Consider the following 16,387-nt stretch of genomic DNA (forward strand, 5'->3'; position numbering starts at 1 on the left):
ATCTCAAATTGCGATCTCAGATGAGCAACACCCTCGATCTCGACGGCGTCAGCGCCTTCCTGCATGCGGCCGAACTCTCCAGCTTCACCCGCGCCGCCGAGGCGCTCGGCACGGCGCAGTCGCTGGTCAGCACGCGGGTCAAGAAGCTGGAAGAGGCGCTCGGCCAGCTGCTGCTGCAGCGGCATCCGCGGCTCGTCCGATTGACCGCCGAAGGCGAGCGCTTCCTGCCGGCAGCGCGCGAACTGATGGCGGCGCATGAGCGGGCGCTCACCTCCTTCCGGCAGGTCCAGGAGCGCATCACCATCGGCATCAGCGAGCAGGCGGTCGGAGCCGACGCCCCTGCTCTGCTGGCGCGGCTCGCCAGGCACGATCCCTCGCTGGTGATCGGCCTGCGGATCGAGCCCTCGGCAGCGCTCGACACGGCCTTCGAGCGCGGCGAGCTCGACGTCGCAGTGATCCGTCGGCTCGGGCCGGGGCGCACCGGCGAAGTACTGCGCCGCGACGCTTTCGGCTGGTTCGGCGCCCCCTCGCTGGCGAAGCCGGACGGGCCGGTGCCGCTGGTCAGCCTGATGCCGGAATGCCGCCTGCGCCGCCACGCCATGGATGCGCTCGACCGCGCCGGCCTGCCCTGGCGCGAGGCCTTCATCGGCGGCGGCATGGCGGCAGTGCTGGCGGCGGTCGAGGGCGGGCTCGGCGTCTCGCCGCTCGCCGCACGGATCGCGCCGCGCGGGGCGGTCGATCTCGGTCCGGACTGGGGATTGCCGGCGCTCGACACGTTCGAGGTCGTGCTGCGCAGCAATGTCGCGACGCCGCGCGCCAATGCCTTCGTCAGGGAGTTGGCAGCGGCATTCCGGGCGGGATGAAGGCCGTGTCCCGAGCCGTCATGCTCGCCCTTGTGGCGAGCATCCATGTCTTGAACATCGGCCTGCCCAAACAAAGACGTGGATGGTCGGGACAAGCCCGACCATGACGAGAGTGCTTACGCCACCACCCGCTCGACCCGGCTGATCACCCGCTTCTCGCGCAGCTCGCTGATGATCGCGCTGAGGTGCTTCAGGTCCCAGACCGTCAGGTCGATGGTGACGTCGGTGAAGTCCGGCGTCGGACGGACCATCGAGACGGCGTCGATATTGCCGTCATGCTCGGCGATGGTGGTGGTGATCTGGGCGAGCGAGCCGGGCTCGTTGATCGAGTTGAGCGCGATGCGCGCCGGGAAGCGCTGCGGGCGCTTGTCGTCGAGGTCCCAGCGCACGTCGAGCCAGCGCTCCGGCTCGTTGTCGAAGGCCGCAAGCGAGGGCGACTGGATCGGATAGATCGTCACCGCCTCCCCCGGCGTCAGGATGCCGACGATGCGGTCGCCCGGCACGGCGCCGCCGCCTGGCGCAAAGCGCACCGGCAGGTCGCCGCCGAGGCCGCGGATCGGGATCGCGTCGCTGCCCGGCGTCTCGTTCGGCAGCTTGAACTTCAGGTTCTCGCCCTGACGCAATTCGAACCAGCCCTTGCCGGGTGGCGGCGCCTTGGCCTCGCCGGTCGCACGCTTCTCCGGCTCGAGATCGGGATAGACCGCCCGGACGACATCGCCGGAGAACATCTCGCCGCGCCCGACGGCTGCGAGCACGTCGTCGACAGCCGTGCGGGCGAGCCGCTTCAGCGCTGCCTTCAGCTTGTCGTCGGTGAAGGGCCGCTCGGCCCGCATGAAGGCGCGCTCGAGGATCTGGCGGCCGAGCCCGGCATATTGCCGGCGCACGGCGACGCGGGTGGCGCGGCGGATGGCGGCCCTCGCCTTGCCGGTCACCACCAGCGACTCCCAGGCGGCCGGCGGCGCCTGCCCTTCGGCGCGGGTGATTTCGACCTCGTCGCCGTTCTGGAGCTCGGTCAATAGCGGCGCGATCCGGCCATTGATCTTGGCGCCGACCGCGGTGTTGCCGACATCGGTATGGACCGCATAGGCGAAATCGATCGGCGTCGCGCCGCGCGGCAAGGCGATCAGGCGGCCCTTGGGGGTGAAGCAGAAGACCTGGTCATGGAAGAGCTCGAGCTTGGTATGCTCGAGGAACTCCTCGGGATTGTCTCCTTCGGCCAGCAGGTCGACGGTGCGGCGCAGCCATTGATAGGCGCGGCTCTCATCGGCCGCCGCGACGACGCCGGCCGTCCGGCCGTCCTTGTAGCGGGCATGGGCGGCAATGCCGAATTCGGCGACGCGGTCCATGCCGTCAGTGCGGATCTGCAGTTCGACGCGCTGGCGGCCGGGACCGACCACAGTGGTATGCAGCGAGCGGTAGTCGTTCTGCTTCGGCGTCGAGATGTAGTCCTTGTAGCGGCCGGGAACCATCGGCCAGGTCATATGGACGATGCCGAGCACGCGGTAGCAGTCCTCCGGCTTGTCGACGATGACGCGGAAGCCGAAAATATCGGAGAGCTGCTCGAAGGAGACGGATTTACGCTCCATCTTCTTCCAGATCGAATAGGGACGCTTGCGCCGGCCATAGACCTGCGCCTCGATACCGCGCTCGGCGAGCTTGGTCTTGAGATCGCTCTCGATCTCGCCGATGACCTTGCCTTCGCGCTGGGTCACCTCTTCCAGACGCTTGGTGATGGTCTCGTGCGCCTGCGGCTTGATGTGGCGGAAGGCGAGCTCCTCCAGCTCCTCGCGCAGCTCCTGCATGCCCATGCGGCCGGCGAGCGGCGCATAGATCTCGATCGTCTCCTCGGCGACGCGCAGGCGCTTCTCGGGCGGCACATAGTGCAGCGTGCGCATGTTGTGCAGCCGGTCGGCGAGCTTGACCAGCAGCACGCGGATGTCGTCGACGATGGCGAGCAGGAGCTTGCGGAAGTTCTCGCCCTGCGCCGCCTTCTTCGAGACGAGGTCGAGCTTCTTGATCTTGGTGAGGCCATCGACGAGGCGGCGGATATCGGGCCCGAACAGGGTCTCGATCTCCTCCAGCGTCGCCTCGGTGTCCTCGACGGTGTCATGCAGGACGGCGGCGACGATGGTGGCGTCGTCGAGCTTGAGCTCGGTCAGGATCGCCGCGACTTCGAGCGGATGGGCGAAGAACGGGTCGCCGGAGGCGCGCTTCTGCGTGCCATGGGCACGCATGGCATAGACATAGGCGCGGTTGAGCAGCTCCTCGTCGGTGTTCGGGTTATAGCGCTTGACCCGGTCGACAAGCTCATATTGCCGCATCATGCCCATGCGGGCGCAACTCCCCACTCAGCTCGGTTGGATTCGCTTCAATATCGACGATGCTACCAGCGCCCGGCAAGGCGAATCCACGCGTGCCGGCCATGAAAAAAGCCCGGCGGAGCCGGGCTTTAGCAGATATCGTCAACGCTTTCCGACAGCGGAACGCATTCAGTCTTCGTCGTCGGCGCTCTCGGTCGGCGGCACGAGGCCGTCGAGGCCGCGCAGCAGGTCGTCCTCGCTCATCCGGTCGAACTGAACCTCCGAATCGGGAGTGGCGACATGCGACTGCGAGGTCAGCAGCGGCACGGTGTCGGCCTCCGGCTCGTCGACCTCGACATGCTTCTGCAGCGAGTGGATCAGGTCTTCCTTGAGATCCTCGGGGGTAAGCTTCTCGTCGGCGATCTCGCGCAGGGCGACGACCGGGTTCTTGTCGTTGTCGCGCTGGACGAGAATCGAGGAGCCCGAAGCGATCATGCGGGCGCGATGGCTCGCGAGCAGAACCAGCTCGAAGCGGTTCTCGACCTTGTCGATGCAATCCTCAACGGTGACGCGAGCCATTCGCGGCTCCTTCTGATCTTGCGCGATGCGATGGAAAGGTTGAACGGCGCTCATACAGGTTGAGCGCCGGAGATGCAAGGTTTTGAACCGGCTGCCGGTGCGCACGCACGCATCATGGCGATGCGACTGCCTTCAGCCACTGCCGGACAGCCTGGACGTCGGCGCTGGCCATGTTCTCCTCGGTGGCGACCAGGTGATACTGGTGCCCTTCGATAACCGGGCCGAACGGGTGGACGAGCACGCCGCGCGCCAGTTCGTCCTCGACGAGCAACAGGCTGGTGATGACCACGCCTTGCCCGGCAACCGCCGCCTGGATGGCATGGCTTTCGTCGGTGATGTGCAGGCCGGCATCGACATTCAGCCCGGGCACCTGCGCCAAGGCCTGCCAGCGCCGCCAATCGGGCTGCAGGTCCCGGCGCCGCCACTCCGAATGGATCAGCGTCGCCGCGGTAAGATCGGCAGGCTCGCGCAGGCCGAGCGCGGGGCTGCAGACGACGCCGAAACGGTCCTGGCACAGCACCTCGGACACCAATCCGGCGAATGGCCCTGCGCCATAGCGCACGGCGATGTCGGCGTCACCGCTCGCCAGATCGACGGCATCGTCCGAGGCATGCAGCCGCAAGGCGAGTTGCGGCCATTGCGCCTGAAACGAGCCTAGTGCCGGAATCAGGCGGCGGGCGGTGAAGAGCGTGGTCGCGCTGATCGTCACCGCGCTACGCCGCGGCTGGGGGGAAAGCTCGGCGATGGTGCGCGCGAAACTGTCCAGCCCCTCCCGGAGCACAGGATAAAGCTGCGCGCCGGCCTGCGTCAGCGAGACGCGCCGGACATGCCGCTCGAACAGCGGCAGGCGGAGCGTCGCCTCCAGCAGCCGCAATTGATGGCTGATTGCAGTGGGCGTCACCGCCAGCTCGTCAGCGGCCTTCTGGAAGCTCAGATACCGGGCCGCCGCCTCGAAGGCACGGAGCGACGCCAATGGCGGAAGCTTGCGAGGGCTCGTCACAGATGAAAATACCTCATCCATCAGCTGAGGGATTCGCTTTTGTCACCCCGGTGAATAGCGACCTATCTGATGGAAAGCGAGAGCTTCGCATGAGCTACTTGGTTTCATGGAGATCGTTATGCAGCCCCTCCACATCCTCCAGATCGACGCTAGCGCCCGTCCCGGTGTGTCCGGTGTCGATCCGCATGGTTCGCATACACGCCGCCTGACCCGTCGCTTCGTCGAGCGCTGGCAGGCGGAGCGGCCACAGGACGGCATCACCTATCGCGATGTCGGGCAGCAGCCACCCTCGCCCGTCAGCGGAAACTGGATCGCGGCGGCCTTCACTCGGCCCGAACGCCGCGACGAGGCGGCGCGAGCCCAGCTCGCCGAAAGCGATGTCCTGATCGAGGAGATCCTCCGAGCCGACCTCATCGTGATCGGCGCCCCAATGTACAATTTCGGCCTTCCGGCCCAGCTCAAGGCCTGGGTGGACAATGTCGTGCGGGTCGGCGTCACCTTCGGCTTCGACCGCAGCCGGCAGGGCGAGCCTTATTGGCCGATGCTGCCGCCCGGCAAGCGCCTCGTCATCCTCTCCTCGCGCGGCGATTACGGCTATGGCGCCGGTGGACGCCTCGAGGCCATCAATCTCGTCGAACGTGGCCTGAGCGTGCCGATGGCCTATCTCGGCCTGACCGAAACGCATTCGGTCGCCATCGAGTACGACGAGTTCGCCGATGAGCGTCTGCGGGCGTCGATCTCGGCGGCCGAAGCCGCCGTCGACGAACTGGTCGGACAACTCGCGCAGGACGTCGCCGCGGCGAGGCCGAATCTCGCCGTAGCCTGACGCGCCGGAGCCCCATCGCACCGGGGCGGGTCGCCCCGGCGGCGAACTGGATCGTCAGCCCCCGCGCATGCGGGCGACCAGCTCGTCGACCGGCGGCTCGCGGCGTTCCGTATCGGAGAGAACATAGCCGGCCATGGCCGGCAACTCCTCCGGCCGCTGCTCCAGAAAGCGCATGCGCATCGTCGTGGCCACCGCTTCTCCGAAGGCGATAGCCTCGCGATTCCCGATCGAGGAGAGGAAGGCGATGGTGCTGGCCGAGGCTCCGGCAATCGCGGCGCGGATGATCTGCTGGTCGCGTTCGTTGGCGAGGCGCATGGCGAAGACGGTCGAGCATTGCGAGAGGATCGTCGCGTCGACCTCGCTGGGCCGCTGCGTGACGACACCGAGATAGGCGCCGTATTTGCGCCCTTCCTTGGCGATGCGGGCGATCGCCTGTCGCGTCGGCGCGAAACCCAGCGCCGGGTCTTGCGGTGCGTAGCGATGCGCCTCCTCGCAGAGCAGCAGGATCTCGTAGCTGCCACGGCTCGCCATGGCGAGATCGAAGGCGACCCTCGCCAGGCCGGACGCCACGGCGTTCACGACTTCCGAGGGCAGGCCGGCGAGCTGGAACACGGTGATCGGCCGGCCCCGATGCGGCACGCGGAAGATCTGGCTGACCACCGGCGCGATCGTCTCCATGCTGTTGGCATGGGCGAACAGAAAGCCGTAGCGCGGATCATTGTGCAGGGCTTCCAGCCGCACCCGCAGCGAGCGCAGGGCCGAGCGCGGATAGCGCAGCTCGTGCAGCCCGATCAGCTCGTCGATCGCGGCGAAAAGATCGGCGATCCGGTAGGGTGTCGCCAGGCCCGTACCGCCGCCGGAATCCGGCGCCCGGCGCGTGCCGAGATCGAGCGGACGCTTCAGCACGCTGCTGCCGAGATCGCGCGCCATGTCCTGGGCCGAGACGTTGCGATAGCGGGCCCGCGCGACGGCGACGGTCTCGCGCAGGATCTCGGCCTCGTCCTCGAGCGGCGGACGACCGCGGAAGACGATGTCGGCGAACTCCTCGAAACGGAAGATCCAGAACGGCAGGTCGAGCGTGCTCGCATCGATCCGCGCCGAATTGTCGGGGAAGGCGTGGGCGTACTCGTTGTGCGGATCGAGGATCAGGACCCGCAGATTCGGCTTTGCCGCGACCGCCTTGCGCAGGATCAAGGCGACGGCACTCGACTTGCCGACACCGGTGGTGCCCAGCACTGCGAAATGGCGCGCCAGCAGACGCTCGATGTCGACGCTCGCGGCGACGGCCGCATCCTGAGTCAGGGAGCCGAGGACGACGCCCTTGCGGTGGCCGAGATCATGGACGTGTTCCAGGTCGCGCGAGCGGATGCGATGCGCCAGCGCGCCGATCGGCGGATAGGTCGTGATGCCGCTGTCGAAATGCGCCGTGCCGTTCTCGCCATCGACGACTTCGCCGAGGAGCTCGACCTCCACCGCGACTGTATTGGGTCCCGCCTCGTCCCAGTTCGGTTGCAGCGCGCGCATCTCGTAGACCAGCCCGACGACACGGCTTTTCCCGAGATTGATCGAGAGCAGACGACCGATGGCGCAACCATCATGCGTGTTTGGCGCAGCCTCGGATGCGCTGGTCGCAATGGTTGCGCGCGAACCTGAACAGGCGATCACGCGCCCGAGCGCACGGTCGCTCGGTTGATTCGTGTCGCGCCGGTCGGGCGTGGTCTCGCTTTCGAACTGCCGATGGTTCGCTGGAAGCTGCATGATAGCGCTGAAAACATCTCCGGAAGCTCGCCGAGGCTAATTTCCGAGGCTTAACAATAGGCACGCCGCATTTTTCGCGACTCTTGCTAATAATACACGCATTACGCGCGCTCATCGATCAAAAAAGCTGACCGGGTCGATCACATCCCTTGCCTTGAACCTGCGCGAGGCGGGGCGTAGAGGCGAAGGACGAGGGGACGACCATCATGCAGAACCGCTTGCGCCTGGGCGTGAACATCGATCATGTCGCGACCGTACGGAACGCGCGCGGCGGCGCCCTGCCCGATCCGGTGCGCGCCGCCCTTCTCGCGGTGGCGGCCGGCGCCGACGGCATCACCGCTCATCTGCGCGAGGACCGGCGCCATATCCGCGACGCCGACATGCAGAGGCTCGCAAGCGAGCTCAGCAAGCCGCTGAATTTCGAGATGGCCGCGACGCCGGAGATGATCGGCCTCGCCGAGAAGTTCAGGCCGCATGCCGCCTGCCTGGTGCCGGAGAAGCGCGAGGAGCGTACCACCGAGGGCGGGCTCGACGTCGTCGGCCAGGCAAATGCGCTCGCCGCTCCGATCGCCCGGCTGAAGGCCGCCGGCTGCCGCGTCTCGCTGTTCATCGAGGCGGACGAGGCGCCGATCGCGATGGCGGTGAAGCTCGGCGCTCCCGTGGTCGAGCTCCACACCGGCACCTGGTGCCACGCGGTCGCCGACGGCCATGCCGACAAGGCGGAGGCCGAATTCCAGCGCCTCACCAACGGGGCGGCCTTTGCGGCCTCGCTCGGGCTCGAAGTCCATGCCGGCCACGGGCTCGACTACGACACGGCCCGCAAGCTCGCCGGCGTTCCCGCCTTCGTCGAGTTCAACATCGGCCATTTCCTGGTCGGCGAAGCGATCTTCGTCGGCTTTGAGACTGCTATCGCCGTGATGCGGCGGGCGATGGACGAGGGACGCGCCACCGGCGGATGAGCCGGCGGCAGCAGCGCGTCACCATGCTCAATCGGACGAGTAGCCCTCCCGGTGCTGCCTGCCCAGGTCACCGATCTCATCCCATGCCGCCTTCGAGCCAACCCAGATGTGGCGGGCGACCCGCAAAGCACTACCGCCCTCGTCAATGAGGCCGGCTGGAATGAACATCCGCCGGTCGTCATTGGGACCAGGCACTGGAGAACCACAGGTTCGACAGAAGCAGGCTTGCCAATCGGCGCCGGGCTTTTTCCAGATCTTGATCTGATCCTGGCCACGCAGCCAGCGAAACACCTGGTTATCGACGACCACGACCGCGATGCCGTTGCCGCCAGTGAATCGCCGGCAGATCGAGCAGTGACACACGAAAACGTCGGATAGCGGCGCATCGACCTCGAATGCGACCGCGCCGCAATTGCACTGCCCCCGTGCCATGTTGCTACCTCCCCTTCGCTGCGCTCGACCGTGTTGCCGGTGTCACGACGAGCCCCCGGGTCAATGGACGAGGGCCGCGCCGCCGGTTAAACCCTCGCCATGATCCTCGGCATCGGCTCCGATCTCTGCGACATCCGCCGCATCGAGAATTCGCTCGCCCGCTTCGGCGAGCGCTTCACGCAGCGCATCTTCACAGCTGGCGAGCAGGCCAAGTCCGATCGACGCGCCACGCGCGCGGCATCCTATGCCCGCCGCTTCGCCGCCAAGGAGGCCTGCTCGAAGGCACTCGGCACCGGCATCAGGTCCGGCGTGTTCTGGCGCGACATGGAAGTGGTGAACCTGCCGAGCGGGCGGCCGACCATGCGGCTCACCGGCGGTGCCGCAGCGCGCCTCGCCGAAATGGTACCGCCCGGCCATGAGGCGGTCGTGCATGTCTCGCTGACCGACGATCCGCCGCTGGCACAGGCCTTCGTGGTGATCGAGGCCAGGCCCGTACGGGCCTGACCCCGGAAGCGCTTCTTCTTACTCGGCCGGAGCCGGGGTGACGCCGGTGACCTGAGCCTCGGGCTCATCGCTCAGCCAGCGATAGATCACGCCGCCGAGCGCACCGCCGATGATCGGCGCCAGCCAGAACAGCCAGAGCTGCTGGAGCGCCCAGCCACCGACGAAGAGCGCCGGCCCGGTCGAGCGCGCCGGGTTGACCGAGGTGTTGGTCACCGGGATGCTGACGAGGTGGATCAGGCAGAGCCCGAGCCCGATCGCGAGCGGAGCGAAGCCGGCCGGCGCCTTGCCGTGGGTCGCGCCCATGATGATGAACAGGAACATCATGGTCATCACGACTTCGGTCAGGAAGGCCGAGGCCAAGCCGTATTTGCCGGGCGAATGCTCACCGAAGCCGTTGGACGCAAAGCCCTTGGCGAGGTCGAAGCCCGGCGCCCCGACCGCGATGAAATAGAGCACGGTCGCGGCGATGATCGCGCCGACGACCTGCGCGACGATGTAGGGGACGACCTGCCCCGCCGGGAAACGGCCGCCCGCCGCGAGGCCGACGGTGACTGCGGGGTTGAGATGGCAGCCGGAGATGTGGCCGATCGCATAGGCCATGGTGACGACGGTCAGGCCGAACGCGAGAGAAACACCAAGCAACCCGATTCCGACTTGTGGAAAGCCCGCCGCGATGACGGCGCTGCCACAGCCGGCGAAGGTCAGCCAGAAGGTACCGATGGCCTCCGCGACATATTTCTTCGTGCTCATGTCGATTCGCCCTTTGGTTGCGGTCACAGGACTGTGATCGCGGGGCAACCCAGCGTCAATCTGGCGCAGATGCGGGGCTGATCAGCACTGGCGGAACGCGGCGAGGCCGTCTGCGCTGGCCCGTGCGAGCACGGGCTCGCCATCGGCCGGGCCACGGTCCGGCCCCGCCCCGGCATCGCCCGCAGGTTCGCCTTGCGCCGCAGGCACCGCCGGAGGCTTTTCGCCGCCGGCTCGAAGGAGTATCGGCACGACGCTTCGGCCGGTGCAACGGCCTTCCGCCCCTCCCATATCGCGATTGCGTTGTCCGGAGCCCGATAGTCGGCTAGACCGCGCACTCGAACCGTAGCCAGCAGGAGGCCCGTGTGGCCAACGACGCCGAGATCAAGAGCAAGACCAAGGACGAAGGCGGCATCCTCGAGACGATCAAGGTCGTCGTCCAGGCGCTGCTGATCGCCCTGGTGATCCGGACCCTGCTGTTCCAGCCCTTCAACATCCCGTCCGGTTCCCTGATCCCGACGCTGCTGATCGGCGACTACCTGTTCGTCTCGAAATACACCTACGGCTATTCCAAGCACTCGATGCCGTTCAGCCCGCCGCTGTTCCAGGGCCGGGTCTGGGCCGCCGAGCCGAAGCGCGGCGACATCGCCGTGTTCAAGCTGCCGAGCGACAACTCGACCGACTATATCAAGCGCGTCATCGGCCTGCCCGGCGACCGCATCCAGATGATCGACGGCGTGCTGCACATCAACAACCAGCCGGTGAAGCGCGAGCGCATCGCCGACTTCGTCACCACCGACGCCTGGGGCCGCGCCGCGAACGCGATCCAGTATCGCGAGACCCTGCCGAACGGGGTCAGCCACAACATCATCGAGCGCGAGGGCGATACCGGCACCTTCGACAACACCCCGGTCTTCCGCGTGCCCGACGGCCATTTCTTCATGATGGGCGACAATCGCGACAACTCGCTCGACTCGCGCGACCGCAGCGTCGGCTATGTGCCGTTCGAGAATTTCGTCGGCCGCGCCGAGATCATCTTCTTCTCGATCGATGAAGGCGCGTCGGCCTGGCGCATCTGGGAATGGCCCTGGACGGTGCGCTGGAACCGCATGTTCTCGACGATCAAGTGAGCAAGACCACCGATAGCGGCCGCAAGCTGCCCGAGCTCTCGCGGCTCGAGGACAGGCTCGGCCACCGCTTCCGCGACCGCAGCCTGCTGGAGACGGCGCTCACACATATGAGCGCCGATGCGCGCCGGATCGCGAGCTATCAGCGGCTCGAATTTTTGGGCGACCGCGTGCTCGGCCTCTCGGTCGCCGACATGCTGTTCACCACCTATCCGCAGGCCGAGGAAGGCGACATGTCGCGCCGCCTCGCCGACCTCGTGCGCAAGGAGACCTGCGCCGCGGTCGCGGGCGCCTGGGATGTCGGGCCGCACTTACGTCTCGGCGAGGGCGAGATCCTCTCGGGCGCACGCAAGAACAAGGCGATCCTGGCCGATGCCTGCGAGGCGATCATCGGCGCGGTCTTCATCGACGGCGGCTATGATGCCGCGCGCAAGCTGGTCGAAGCCGGCTTCGGCGAACGGCTGCTGAAGCCGGTGACGCCGCTGCGCGACGCCAAGACCGCGCTGCAGGAATGGGCGCAAGGTCAGGGTCACCCGACGCCGACCTATGCCGAGCGCGGCCGTTCCGGTCCGGATCATGCGCCGATCTTCCGCATCGCCGTGCGGATCGGCTCATTGGTGGAGGCGGAAGCCGAGGGCCGCTCGAAGCGACTGGCCGAGCAGGCGGCGGCCGAAGCCTTCCTGCGCCGGCAGGGATTGTGGAACGAAGGAGCGGAGGCGGACCATGGCTGAGAGCAACCAGCAGACCCGCTGCGGCTTCGTCGCGCTGATCGGCGCGCCCAATGCCGGCAAGTCGACGCTGCTCAACCAGCTCGTCGGCGCCAAGATCTCGATCGTCTCGCGCAAGGTGCAGACGACGCGCACCCAGGTGCGCGGCATCGCCCTGTCCGGCCCGACGCAGATCATCTTCGTCGACACGCCCGGCATCTTCGCGCCCAAGCGCCGGCTCGACCGCGCCATGGTGACGAGCGCCTGGGGCGGCGCGACCGATGCCGACCTGATCGGCGTGCTGATCGATGTCGGCCGTTTCGACCATGAGGAGAACACCGCGCTGCTGGAAAGACTCGCCCAGCTGAAGCAGCCCAAGTTCCTGATCCTCAACAAGATCGACACGATCCCGAAGGAGAAGCTGCTCGCCATCACCGCGGCGATGAACGAGCAGGCCAAGTTCGAGACGACCTTCATGGTCGCGGCGCTGACCGGCTACGGCGTCAAGGACATCCTCACCTGGCTGGAGACCCGGCTGAAGCCCGGCCCGTGGCTCTATCCCGAAGACCAGATCTCGGATGCGCCGCTGCGCTTCCTCGCCGCCGAAATCACCCGCGAGAAGATCTTCGAGCGCCTGCACGACGAACTGCCCTACCGCTCGACCGTCGAGACCGAGAGCTGGCAGCAGCGGCCGGACGGCTCGGTCCGGATCGAGCAGACGATCTATGTCGAGCGCGAAGGCCAGCGGAAGATCGTGCTCGGCGAAGGCGGGCAGACGATCAAGGCGATCGGCCAGAAGGCCCGCATCGAGATCGCCGAGGCGGCCGAGGCGAAGGTCCACCTCTTCCTGTTCGTCAAGGTCCGCGAGAACTGGAGCGACGATCCAGAGCGCTATCGCGAGATGGGGCTCGATTTTCCAAAAAGCTGAATACATGCGACATCGCACGCGGAACTGGTAAAATTCGACTGCAATCTTGCGCGGTACGCCGCATTCACCACATAAACGCCGAAGGACCGCTCGATTTGGAGCGTAAGCCTGACATTATTCAACCTTGATCCGTGCCGATTCTTATTGATCGACCGTATTTAAGCCAGGAGCCATTACATGGCAGGTGAACCGCGCATCGCGCTCTTCATCGACGGAGCTAACCTCTATGCAACGTCGAAGCAGCTCGGCTTCGACATGGATTACCGTCGTCTACTCAAGGAATTCCAGGGCCGCGGCAATCTGATCCGGGCCTTCTACTTCACGACACTCGTGGAAAGCGAAGAATACACCTCGATCCGCCCGCTGGTCGATTGGCTCGACTATAACGGCTACCGGGTCATCACCAAGGCGGCGAAAGAGTTCACCGACGCGACCGGCCGCCGGCGCGTCAAGGGCAACATGGATATCGAGCTCGCCATCGAGATGCTCGAGCTCGCGCCCCATCTCGACCACATCTACCTGTTCTCCGGCGATGGCGATTTCCGCCCGCTGGTCGAGGCGGTGCAGCGCAAGGGCGTCAAGGTCTCGGTGGTCTCGACCATCAACACCAACCCGCCCATGGTCGCCGACGATCTGCGCCGGCAATGCGACGAGTTCGTCGAGCTCTCCAGCCTGATGCAGAAGGTCGGGCGCGACCCGGCCGAGCGCGCCGCCCGCGCCCCGGCACAGGGCAACCCAGGGCTGGAGCGCCGCTACGGCATCCGCCAGGGCGACGAGCCGCCCGAGGGCTGAACCAGCCCTTCCCTCATGCGTTGTCGACGAATGGACGGGCGGCTTGGCGTCGACGGCACTTGACCGTGACCGCGGCGCGCGCAAGCTCTGTTTCCGCAACGACACCCGGAGGGCACGCCTTGGAACGCCGCAGCTTTCTCACCGGCCTCGCCGCCGGCTCCGCCTTCGTGATCGCCCGCCCGGCGCTGGTGCTGGCGCAGACCGCGCCGGCTCCGGCCGCTCCGCCAGCAGTCTTCACGCTGCCGAAGCTGCCTTACGCCTATGAGGCGCTGGAGCCGACCATCGATGCGCAGACCATGCGCATCCACCATTCGCTTCACCACCAGGCCTATGTGAACGGCGCCAATGCCGCCGCCGGCCAATGGGAGGCGTTGAAGACCACGCCGATCGAGACCGTGCTCGCCGATCTCAGCGCTGCCCCGGACGCTGTCCGCACCGCCGTGCGCAACAATGTCGGCGGCCACTGGAACCACAGCTTCTTCTGGGAGCTGATGACGCCGGGCGGCGCGCAGCAGCCAGGCGCAGAGCTGAAGAGCGCGATCGATGGCGCCTTCGGCTCGATCGACGAGCTGACGAAGCGGGTCAACCAGGCCGGTGCGACGCGCTTCGGCTCGGGCTGGGCCTGGCTCGTTGTCGGCAAGGACAAGAAGCTCGCGGTCATCTCGACGGCGAACCAAGACACGCCGCTCGAGCTCGGCGCCAAGGCCGTGCTCGGCGTCGATGTCTGGGAGCATGCCTATTACCTGAAGTACCAGAATCGCCGGCCGGAATATCTCGGTGCCTGGTGGAAGACGGTGAACTGGGACAAGGCGAACGAGAACTTCAAGAAGGCGATGGGGTAGCCGGCGGAACCTGCCCCTCCCTTTCCCGTTACGGTTGTAATGGGGATATGAGGGGCAGCTTATGCCGAACGACGCCAGCGCTATCGCGCGTGCCTGCTACCAGGCCTATGTCGACAAGGACCGGGCAGCGCTCGAAGCGCTCATCGCCGAGGATTTTCATTTCACCAGCCCGCTCGACAATCGGCTCGATCGCGCGACCTATTTCGAGCGTTGCTGGCCGAACAGCGAGCGCATCCGCGCCTGCCGGTTCAGGCACGTTCTGCCGATCGGCGAGACGGTCTTCGTCACCTATGAAGTCGACGGAATCGACGGCAAAGGGTTCCGCAATACCGAGATCCTGACGATCCGGGACGGCAAGATCGTCGAGGCGGAGGTCTATTTCGGCTGGTCTCTGCCACATCCGGCATCGGATGGGAGCTTCGTCGAGCCGCACGAGATCACCGAATAGCTGCAGCTTTCGGCGCCCTACCCACCCGTCTTCAGGATCCGCGCCTTGTCGCGGTTCCAGTCGCGGGTCTTCTCGGTCTCGCGCTTGTCGTGCAGCTTCTTGCCCTTGCCGAGGCCGAGCTCGACCTTCGCCCGGCCCTTGTCGTTGAAATAGACCTTGAGCGGGATGACTGTGTAGCCCTCGCGCTGGATCGCACCCATCAGCTTGTTGATCTGGCGGCGGTGCAGCAGCAGCTTCCGCGGCCGGCGGACATCGTGGTTGAAGCGGTTGGCTTCGAGATATTCGGGAATATGGGCGTTGAACAGGAAGAGCTCGTTGCCCATCGGGCCGGCATAGCTCTCGCCGATCGTCGCTTTGCCGCCGCGCAGGGACTTGATCTCGGTGCCCTGCAGGGCGATGCCGGCCTCAAGTGTCTCGGTGATGGCATAGCTGTAGCGCGCCTTGCGGTTGTCGGCCGCAAGCTTGTAGCGCTCTGGATCTGGCTTGCTCATCGAAACACTCCGGCAACCGGCGCTCGCAAAGTGGCGACGCCGGTCACCTCACTTAAGCATTCAGCAGGCCGGCGTGAACCATGGCGCTGCGAATGACTTCGCCGGTCGCCGGCGTCACCGGCATCAACGGCAGGCGGACCTCTTCCTCGATGCGGCCGAGGCGCTTCAGCCCATGCTTGGCGCCGGCAAGGCCCGGCTCCTTGAAGATGGCGTCGTGCAGCGGCACCAGCCGGTCCTGGATCTTCAGGGCGCCTGCATAGTCGCCCTTGAGCGCGCAGCTCATCAGGTCGGCGCAGAGCTTCGGCGCGACATTGGCGACGACCGAGATGCAGCCATGGCCGCCGGCGGCCATATAGGCCAAAGCCGTCATGTCCTCGCCCGAGAGCTGGATGAAGTCGGGGCCGAGTACATGGCGCTGCTGCGAGACGCGAGCGAGATTGGCGGTGGCGTCCTTCACCCCGGCGATGTTCTTCAGCTCATAGAGCCGCGCCATGGTCTCGACCGACATGTCGACCACCGAACGCGGCGGGATGTTGTAGATGATGATCGGGATGCCGATCGCGTCGTTCACCGCCTTGAAGTGCTGGTACATGCCTTCTTGCGTCGGCTTGTTGTAGTAGGGCGTGACCACGAGTACGGCCTGGGCGCCCGCCTTCTCGGCGTGCTTCGCCAGCGAGATCGCCTCGGTGGTGTTGTTTGAGCCAGCACCGGCGATGACCGGCACCCGGCCCTTCGCCTGATCCAGAACGATCTCGGTGACGCGGCCATGTTCCTCATGGCTGAGCGTCGGGCTCTCGCCCGTGGTGCCGACCGGAACCAGCGCGGTCGAGCCGTTCTCGATCTGCCAGTCGACGAGGGCGCGCAGCGTCGCTTCATCGATCTTGCCGCCCTTGAACGGCGTCACCAGCGCGGGCATCGAACCGGTGAGTGGCGCATGCTTGGTCATGGACGGTCCTGAAAACGACAAAGTTCAGCGTGAAACGGGCGACAGACATAGCCTTTCAGCTGCAGTCCGCAAAGCCGGCAACCCATCAAAAATCGTGGCGGCATGGTTAGGACTTCCTAAAGCTCCTTCCGGGAGCAT

The 16,387-nt window shown here is 66.3% G+C and carries 18 protein-coding genes; 10 read left to right on the forward strand and 8 right to left on the reverse strand.

Annotated elements, in window-relative coordinates; all coding sequences use genetic code 11:
- The first annotated feature begins 20 nt into the window (after positions 1-20).
- On the forward strand, positions 21-863 hold the full coding sequence (locus tag AC07O0_RS24335; RefSeq protein WP_494626500.1) for a LysR substrate-binding domain-containing protein: 843 nt from the start codon (positions 21-23) through the stop codon (positions 861-863).
- A 116-nt stretch (positions 864-979) separates the two neighbouring features.
- Here AC07O0_RS24335 and AC07O0_RS24340 read toward each other — a convergent pair whose 3' ends face one another.
- The 3 genes from AC07O0_RS24340 to AC07O0_RS24350 form a co-directional block, all read right to left on the reverse strand.
- Positions 980-3,187: a RelA/SpoT family protein gene (locus AC07O0_RS24340; RefSeq protein WP_454029670.1), complete on the reverse strand. Its 2,208-nt coding sequence runs from the start codon at positions 3,185-3,187 to the stop codon at positions 980-982.
- Positions 3,188-3,352: 165 nt separating this feature from the next.
- Entirely contained in the window at positions 3,353-3,742 is a 390-nt protein-coding gene (rpoZ, locus tag AC07O0_RS24345; RefSeq protein WP_057192190.1) for a DNA-directed RNA polymerase subunit omega, read from the reverse strand.
- A gap of 112 nt (positions 3,743-3,854) precedes the next feature.
- On the reverse strand, positions 3,855-4,715 hold the full coding sequence (locus AC07O0_RS24350; protein ID WP_494626502.1) for a LysR substrate-binding domain-containing protein: 861 nt from the start codon (positions 4,713-4,715) through the stop codon (positions 3,855-3,857).
- Positions 4,716-4,860: 145 nt separating this feature from the next.
- Here AC07O0_RS24350 and AC07O0_RS24355 point away from each other — a divergent pair, with 145 nt between their 5' ends.
- A complete protein-coding gene (locus AC07O0_RS24355) occupies positions 4,861-5,568 on the forward strand; it encodes an FMN-dependent NADH-azoreductase (protein WP_494626504.1) in 708 nt (235 codons plus the stop codon).
- Positions 5,569-5,622: 54 nt separating this feature from the next.
- Here the strand turns inward: AC07O0_RS24355 and AC07O0_RS24360 are convergent, their stop codons facing one another.
- On the reverse strand, positions 5,623-7,326 hold the full coding sequence (locus AC07O0_RS24360; RefSeq protein ID WP_494626506.1) for an ATP-binding protein: 1,704 nt from the start codon (positions 7,324-7,326) through the stop codon (positions 5,623-5,625).
- A 206-nt stretch (positions 7,327-7,532) separates the two neighbouring features.
- Here AC07O0_RS24360 and AC07O0_RS24365 point away from each other — a divergent pair, with 206 nt between their 5' ends.
- Positions 7,533-8,285, forward strand: coding sequence for a pyridoxine 5'-phosphate synthase (locus tag AC07O0_RS24365; protein WP_494626508.1), 753 nt, complete (start codon positions 7,533-7,535; stop codon positions 8,283-8,285).
- Between the two features lie 27 nt (positions 8,286-8,312).
- On the opposite strand, the gene AC07O0_RS24370 is transcribed toward AC07O0_RS24365, so the two are convergent.
- A complete protein-coding gene (locus AC07O0_RS24370; RefSeq protein ID WP_494626510.1) occupies positions 8,313-8,717 on the reverse strand; it encodes a GFA family protein in 405 nt (134 codons plus the stop codon).
- A 99-nt stretch (positions 8,718-8,816) separates the two neighbouring features.
- On the opposite strand from AC07O0_RS24370, the gene acpS reads away from it, so the two are divergent.
- Entirely contained in the window at positions 8,817-9,221 is a 405-nt protein-coding gene (gene acpS / locus AC07O0_RS24375) for a holo-ACP synthase (protein ID WP_494626512.1), read from the forward strand.
- Between the two features lie 18 nt (positions 9,222-9,239).
- Here acpS and aqpZ read toward each other — a convergent pair whose 3' ends face one another.
- Positions 9,240-9,971, reverse strand: coding sequence for an aquaporin Z (aqpZ, locus tag AC07O0_RS24380; RefSeq protein WP_454029552.1), 732 nt, complete (start codon positions 9,969-9,971; stop codon positions 9,240-9,242).
- Between the two features lie 362 nt (positions 9,972-10,333).
- On the opposite strand from aqpZ, the gene lepB reads away from it, so the two are divergent.
- The 6 genes from lepB to AC07O0_RS24410 all read left to right on the forward strand — a co-directional run bounded on the left by lepB (position 10,334) and on the right by AC07O0_RS24410 (position 14,812).
- A complete protein-coding gene (lepB, locus tag AC07O0_RS24385; protein ID WP_454029551.1) occupies positions 10,334-11,098 on the forward strand; it encodes a signal peptidase I in 765 nt (254 codons plus the stop codon).
- The gene (rnc, locus tag AC07O0_RS24390) at positions 11,095-11,826 is read left to right on the forward strand and encodes a ribonuclease III (RefSeq protein ID WP_494626514.1); all 732 of its coding nucleotides are present in this window, start codon (positions 11,095-11,097) and stop codon (positions 11,824-11,826) included. The genes lepB and rnc overlap by 4 nt, the downstream gene beginning before the upstream one ends.
- Complete coding sequence (gene era / locus AC07O0_RS24395) at positions 11,819-12,730, forward strand: GTPase Era (protein WP_494626516.1); 912 nt, start codon at positions 11,819-11,821, stop codon at positions 12,728-12,730. The genes rnc and era overlap by 8 nt, the downstream gene beginning before the upstream one ends.
- A 177-nt stretch (positions 12,731-12,907) precedes the next feature.
- The gene (locus tag AC07O0_RS24400; RefSeq protein WP_494626518.1) at positions 12,908-13,522 is read left to right on the forward strand and encodes a LabA-like NYN domain-containing protein; all 615 of its coding nucleotides are present in this window, start codon (positions 12,908-12,910) and stop codon (positions 13,520-13,522) included.
- Positions 13,523-13,641: 119 nt separating this feature from the next.
- Positions 13,642-14,364: a superoxide dismutase gene (locus AC07O0_RS24405; RefSeq protein WP_494626520.1), complete on the forward strand. Its 723-nt coding sequence runs from the start codon at positions 13,642-13,644 to the stop codon at positions 14,362-14,364.
- Positions 14,365-14,425: 61 nt separating this feature from the next.
- Entirely contained in the window at positions 14,426-14,812 is a 387-nt protein-coding gene (locus AC07O0_RS24410) for a nuclear transport factor 2 family protein (RefSeq protein ID WP_494626522.1), read from the forward strand.
- 17 nt (positions 14,813-14,829) lie between these two features.
- Here AC07O0_RS24410 and smpB read toward each other — a convergent pair whose 3' ends face one another.
- Both smpB and dapA read right to left on the reverse strand, forming a co-directional pair.
- Positions 14,830-15,303: an SsrA-binding protein SmpB gene (smpB, locus tag AC07O0_RS24415; protein WP_092158771.1), complete on the reverse strand. Its 474-nt coding sequence runs from the start codon at positions 15,301-15,303 to the stop codon at positions 14,830-14,832.
- A 52-nt stretch (positions 15,304-15,355) separates the two neighbouring features.
- Positions 15,356-16,249, reverse strand: a complete 894-nt coding sequence (gene dapA / locus AC07O0_RS24420) for a 4-hydroxy-tetrahydrodipicolinate synthase (protein ID WP_494626524.1) — start codon at positions 16,247-16,249, stop codon at positions 15,356-15,358.
- Positions 16,250-16,387 lie beyond the last annotated feature (138 nt).

This window comes from Allobosea sp. GW821-FHT10B12 (assembly GCF_059415545.1).

Bases quoted from the DNA above. Each gene is read 5' to 3' on its own strand.
- AC07O0_RS24365 (WP_494626508.1), top strand. From the start codon at position 7,533: ATGCAGAACCGCTTGCGCCTGGGCGTGAACATCGATCATGTCGCGACC.
- rpoZ (WP_057192190.1), bottom strand. From the start codon at position 3,742: ATGGCTCGCGTCACCGTTGAGGATTGCATCGACAAGGTCGAGAACCGC.
- acpS (WP_494626512.1), top strand. From the start codon at position 8,817: ATGATCCTCGGCATCGGCTCCGATCTCTGCGACATCCGCCGCATCGAG.
- era (WP_494626516.1), top strand. From the start codon at position 11,819: ATGGCTGAGAGCAACCAGCAGACCCGCTGCGGCTTCGTCGCGCTGATC.
- AC07O0_RS24355 (WP_494626504.1), top strand. From the start codon at position 4,861: ATGCAGCCCCTCCACATCCTCCAGATCGACGCTAGCGCCCGTCCCGGT.
- dapA (WP_494626524.1), bottom strand. From the start codon at position 16,249: ATGACCAAGCATGCGCCACTCACCGGTTCGATGCCCGCGCTGGTGACG.
- smpB (WP_092158771.1), bottom strand. From the start codon at position 15,303: ATGAGCAAGCCAGATCCAGAGCGCTACAAGCTTGCGGCCGACAACCGC.
- AC07O0_RS24370 (WP_494626510.1), bottom strand. From the start codon at position 8,717: ATGGCACGGGGGCAGTGCAATTGCGGCGCGGTCGCATTCGAGGTCGAT.
- AC07O0_RS24360 (WP_494626506.1), bottom strand. From the start codon at position 7,326: ATGCAGCTTCCAGCGAACCATCGGCAGTTCGAAAGCGAGACCACGCCC.
- AC07O0_RS24335 (WP_494626500.1), top strand. From the start codon at position 21: ATGAGCAACACCCTCGATCTCGACGGCGTCAGCGCCTTCCTGCATGCG.
- aqpZ (WP_454029552.1), bottom strand. From the start codon at position 9,971: ATGAGCACGAAGAAATATGTCGCGGAGGCCATCGGTACCTTCTGGCTG.
- AC07O0_RS24340 (WP_454029670.1), bottom strand. From the start codon at position 3,187: ATGATGCGGCAATATGAGCTTGTCGACCGGGTCAAGCGCTATAACCCG.
- AC07O0_RS24410 (WP_494626522.1), top strand. From the start codon at position 14,426: ATGCCGAACGACGCCAGCGCTATCGCGCGTGCCTGCTACCAGGCCTAT.
- AC07O0_RS24400 (WP_494626518.1), top strand. From the start codon at position 12,908: ATGGCAGGTGAACCGCGCATCGCGCTCTTCATCGACGGAGCTAACCTC.